Annotated in this window: 4 protein-coding genes; all 4 read right to left on the bottom strand. The window is 55.6% G+C overall.

Going from position 1 to position 4448, the window contains the following annotated elements; all coding sequences use genetic code 11:
- Positions 1-345 (bottom strand): SIS domain-containing protein (locus tag AC3AYF_RS18500; RefSeq protein WP_487780158.1); only part of this gene is annotated, 345 nt, incomplete at its 3' end.
- A 221-nt stretch (positions 346-566) separates the two neighbouring features.
- Positions 567-1583, bottom strand: a complete 1017-nt coding sequence (locus tag AC3AYF_RS18495) for a phytanoyl-CoA dioxygenase family protein (RefSeq protein ID WP_295040781.1) — start codon at positions 1581-1583, stop codon at positions 567-569.
- A gap of 30 nt (positions 1584-1613) precedes the next feature.
- On the bottom strand, positions 1614-2603 hold the full coding sequence (gene galE / locus AC3AYF_RS18490) for a UDP-glucose 4-epimerase GalE (RefSeq protein ID WP_295040783.1): 990 nt from the start codon (positions 2601-2603) through the stop codon (positions 1614-1616).
- 376 nt (positions 2604-2979) lie between these two features.
- Positions 2980-4326 (bottom strand): phosphoglucosamine mutase, encoded by a 1347-nt coding sequence (gene glmM, locus AC3AYF_RS18485; protein WP_487780157.1) that lies wholly within the window; start codon positions 4324-4326, stop codon positions 2980-2982.
- Positions 4327-4448: the final 122 nt, after the last annotated feature.

Raw genomic sequence — 4448 nt, 5'->3', positions numbered from 1 at the left:
CGTTTCTCCGCTATGGGAGATCAAGAGCACCAGGTCGATACCGCCGATCATCCCGAGATCACCGTGATAGGCTTCTCCCGGGTGCACGAAAAAGCTCGGCGTGCCGGTAGACGCAAGCGTAGCGGCGATTTTTCGCCCGATGATGCCCGACTTGCCCATCCCCGAGACGATGACCTTGTCGGTACAGGCCAGGATCAGCTCCACAGCCCCCTGGAAATCTTCGTTCAGTGACGAGCCAATAGCATCCAACGCCCGTGCCTGGTCCTCGAACACCCGACGTGCCAGCCCCAGGGAGTGGCCGCTGTCTGCCCAAGGCTCCCTTGCTATCGTGGCGACGATCTCCATATCGATCTCCTATCGCGTGGCGCTCACAGGGAACGCCCTTATGGCATTAGCGTGAAGAAACGATGACAGAGATATATGACGACTCCATTGCGATTACGTGTCAGGGATATGACTAAAGTCCGATTCGAGTTTCCCGAAATATCCTCGGCCGTGGATTTCAGGCACAAAAAAAGCAACCCGAAGGTTGCTTTCCGAATGAGCGGTGTGTGGCGAATCGAGAACTACAGTCGCCGCTGCTCGATCACATGCCAGGACGATTGGCCCCCCTTGGCGGCGGCCTTCGCGTCTTCCTGGCGGCGCATGCGCTGCAGCACGCGATACTGAAGCCGATTGAGGTAATCGAACCCCAGCCCCGGTAGCGGCAGGAAGGGATTGGTCCGGCTCATGCCCCACAGCGCCAGGCGAGAACTCCCCGGCTCCGCACTGCCCCGTGCATGAACGCCGAAGGTATTGGCGATGAGCAGCGTATTGGCCTTGACCCGGAACGGCCGCGGGCCGCCCTCTCCCAACCTCTCGGCCTCTTCCTGGCTTACCCGGAACGAGCCACGAGCCGTGTAGCGATCCGCATGCTCCCGGGCCCGCAGGCTCATCTGGTACTCCCACTTCAGCCGCTCACGGTGCGGCCGGTTGGAGCCCGGCACGAACACGAACGGACCGTTCTCGTCGGTCACGTCCTCCAAATAGAGCCAGAACTTCATGGTGGGCTGAAAGGTATCGACGTGCAGGTTCTTCTGCGGGTCGCGCTCGGTGACGCTATCCCGGCTGCCGTTGTGGACGTTCTCGATATGGCAGATCGGCAAGCGGGCGTGGCCGGCGCAGTAGCGGAACAGCCGCTTCAACGCAGAGTCTTGCAGTACCGCCTTGACCGTCGGCAGCTGCTCGACCACTTCCGGCGACAGCAGAATCCGGTGCGTGTTGGTGTCGCCCTGGCAGCACTCGCGGATCTCGCCTTCGTAGGCGCCGATTTCTTGAATCAGCGCCTGGAACTGCGAGTCGGAGAGATAGTTCTCCTTGAGCACGTAGCCGAAACGCTGGAACTGCTGGCGATCCGCCTTGGGCACACCCGGCGCCAGCATCGCCATGCGCAGCCGAGACATCCAGTACGCCGTCCAGACCCGAGCGGCGTGCAGGCCGTAGCGATTCAGCCGCTCGCTGCCCAGCAGTGGGTTGGCCTTGAACGACTTGGCGCCGGTGAACAGCTCACCAAACCAGATGGGATATCGAGTCCAGGGTTTCATCTCGGGTTCCTCAAAGGCAGAGGCACATTCTTACCGTAGTCTGACGCGCTTTTGTTCCCATGCCCAGGCATGGGCGACAATCGTATCGATATCGGCATATCGCGGGTTCCAGCCGAGAGTCGATTTGGCAGCACGAGAGTCCGCTACCAGATGGGCTGGATCTCCAGTCCGCCGCGGGGCATTTTCATGAGGCACCGGTTGTCCGGTGACACGCTCGACAGCATCCATCACTTCCTGGACGCTGAAACCGTTGCCGTTGCCCAGGTTGAACCGCGCCGTTGGATTACCCGCCCAAAGATACTCAAGTGCACGCAGGTGAGCCTCTGCGAGATCCGTGACATGGATGTAGTCGCGAACGCAGGTTCCATCCGGCGTTGAATAATCCCGGCCAAAGACCTTCAGGGGTGGCCTGGCACCTAACACCGCATGCAACGCCAGTGGAATCAGGTGAGTTTCCGGGTCGTGCCGCTCGCCAATGCGGCCCTCCGGGTCAGCCCCTGCCGCGTTGAAGTAGCGCAGCGCCACGGACTTCAATCCATAGGCCCGATCGAAGTCTTCCAGCATCCGTTCGACCATGAACTTGCTCGCCCCATAAGGATTGATCGGCGCTTGGCGGTGCGCTTCATCGATTGGGCTATATTCCGGTTCGCCAAACACTGCCGCCGTCGAAGAGAAGATCAACGGGCCAACACCATGTTCAACCATCGCTTCCAGCAGGGTCAGCGTTTTGGCGACATTGGAACGGTAATACCGAGCCGGCTGGGCGACTGACTCACCGACCTGAATCAGAGACGCGAAGTGCAGGACACCATCGAACTTTTCAGTGCTGAATAGCAAATCCAGCAGCGCACGATCACCAACGTCACCGATGATCAGCCTTGCATTTTCAGCAGTAATGGCATTTTCAAAGCCTGTCGATAGGTCATCGAGCACAACCACATGATAATCAGCCTCCAATAGCTGTTTAACCATATGGGAGCCGATATATCCGGCTCCACCTATTACTAACAAATTAAACATAAATCATTCTACCATAATCCCTTACCAAAGTTTCTCAGCTCACCGATGCCAGTATTTCTCGCTAAAGCCACTTAGTCTGCAAGGAATTTCAGAGCAACAGCGCATGACACGAAGAGGATAGTACATAACTTGCTGTCACCTGCATTAAATGCACAAAGCCCGGCTATTGAAAAACCTTTTCACCATAAACAGGTGAACAGCTACCATGTGTGCCTGCCCACTATATAATTGACGCTAATCTTTCAAAAAATGGGAGCAGCCAAAGTCTTGGAGGTTTCCTACCAGGGTCACCAGGTGCCTCTTTCCAAAAGTCTAAGCCGACCCCTGGTTAATGGAAATGATTTTTATATAAGCAACATTGAGAACGCCATAAGCTCTAATATGCTTGCAGAACTAAGGCTATCTTTTCGGCGGCTTTCCGTGCTTGAAGCTCCTCGTTCGCCTCGACCATGACTCTGATCAACGGCTCTGTGCCTGACTTACGTAATAAAACACGCCCTTCTTGGCCCAGCTCATGTTCAATGTCTTTTACCGCCTGGACAACCGAGTGCGAAGCCAAAACTTCATCGAGACTTTCACCATCAATAGAAACGTTTATTAATGTTTGCGGCTTCTTGATCATGCCTTGTTTGGCTCGCTGCAAACTGACACCCTCTTTAACCATGCACGCCAGTAATTGCATAGATGCAACAATGGCATCACCGGTTGGGGCATAGTCGAGGTTCAACAGATGACCCGATGTTTCACCGCCCAAACGCCACCCCGTCTTGTCCATGAGCTCCTTTACATAGCGATCACCGACCTTCGAACGCTGGAAGGGGATTCCGAGTGCTGCCAACGCCTGTTCAAGACCCAAATTGCTCATCTGTGTACCAACGACACCTCCTTGATAGCCGGCAAACTTTGACTGGCGCGCGAGTAGATACAGAAGCTCATCTCCATCGACCTCCATACCACCGTGATCGACCATAATCAGCCTGTCAGCATCACCATCAAGCGCTATGCCCAGATCGGCACCATGTGATACTACGGCAGCACAAAGGCTCTCCAACGAGGTAGCACCACAATCACGATTGATATTAAAGCCATCCGGCTGATTATGGATCGCAATTACGCTCGCACCCAACTCTCGATACACCGCTGGAGCCACTCGGTAGGCAGCACCATTCGCACAGTCGACGACTATTTTGAGCCCCTCGAGACTGATAGCGCTGGGAAGCGCTGCCTTGCAGTATTCGGTATAACGGCCGGAAGCGTCCTCTATGCGTCTAGCCTTACCCAATTTTTCAGGACTAACACATGTCGATCCCTCGCTGAGAGCGATCTCTAGATAATGCTCGATTTCTTGTTCTTGAGCGTCGCTGAGCTTTTGACCGTCACGACCAAATATTTTTATGCCATTGTCGTAATACGGATTGTGAGAAGCACTGATCATCACAGCGCCATCAGATCGAAAAGTCGATGCGAGATACGCAACGCCTGGCGTGGGCAGAGGGCCTACCAAGGCAATATCCATTCCAGCTGACGAAAACCCGGCCTCAAGCGCAGATTCCAGCATGTAACCGCTTGCCCGAGTATCTTTACCTATAAGTACTTCTCTGGCACCACCCCTTCTCATCACTTTCCCAGCAGCCCAGCCCAATTTCAGGGCGAAGTCGGCCGTCATGGGAAAATCACCGACTCGCCCTCTTATACCATCGGTACCAAAATAGCGTTTTGTCATGATTCCCCAAGGTCCTGCATCGCCGCCCACATCGCCACTGCGTCCACAGTGGCCGAGACGTCGTGCGCCCGTATTATTATCGCGCCGCGTTCAACTGCCAGCACCGCCAGCGCCAGACTGGC

The organism is Salinicola sp., from assembly GCF_982684285.1.
Note: the sequence above shows the minus strand (reverse complement) of the source record. Positions and strands in the feature narration are given on the sequence as shown.

Excerpts from the sequence above, each read along its gene's own strand:
- glmM (WP_487780157.1), bottom strand. The coding sequence starts at position 4,326 with ATGACAAAACGCTATTTTGGTACCGATGGTATAAGAGGGCGAGTCGGT.
- AC3AYF_RS18495 (WP_295040781.1), bottom strand. The coding sequence starts at position 1,583 with ATGAAACCCTGGACTCGATATCCCATCTGGTTTGGTGAGCTGTTCACC.
- galE (WP_295040783.1), bottom strand. The coding sequence starts at position 2,603 with ATGTTTAATTTGTTAGTAATAGGTGGAGCCGGATATATCGGCTCCCAT.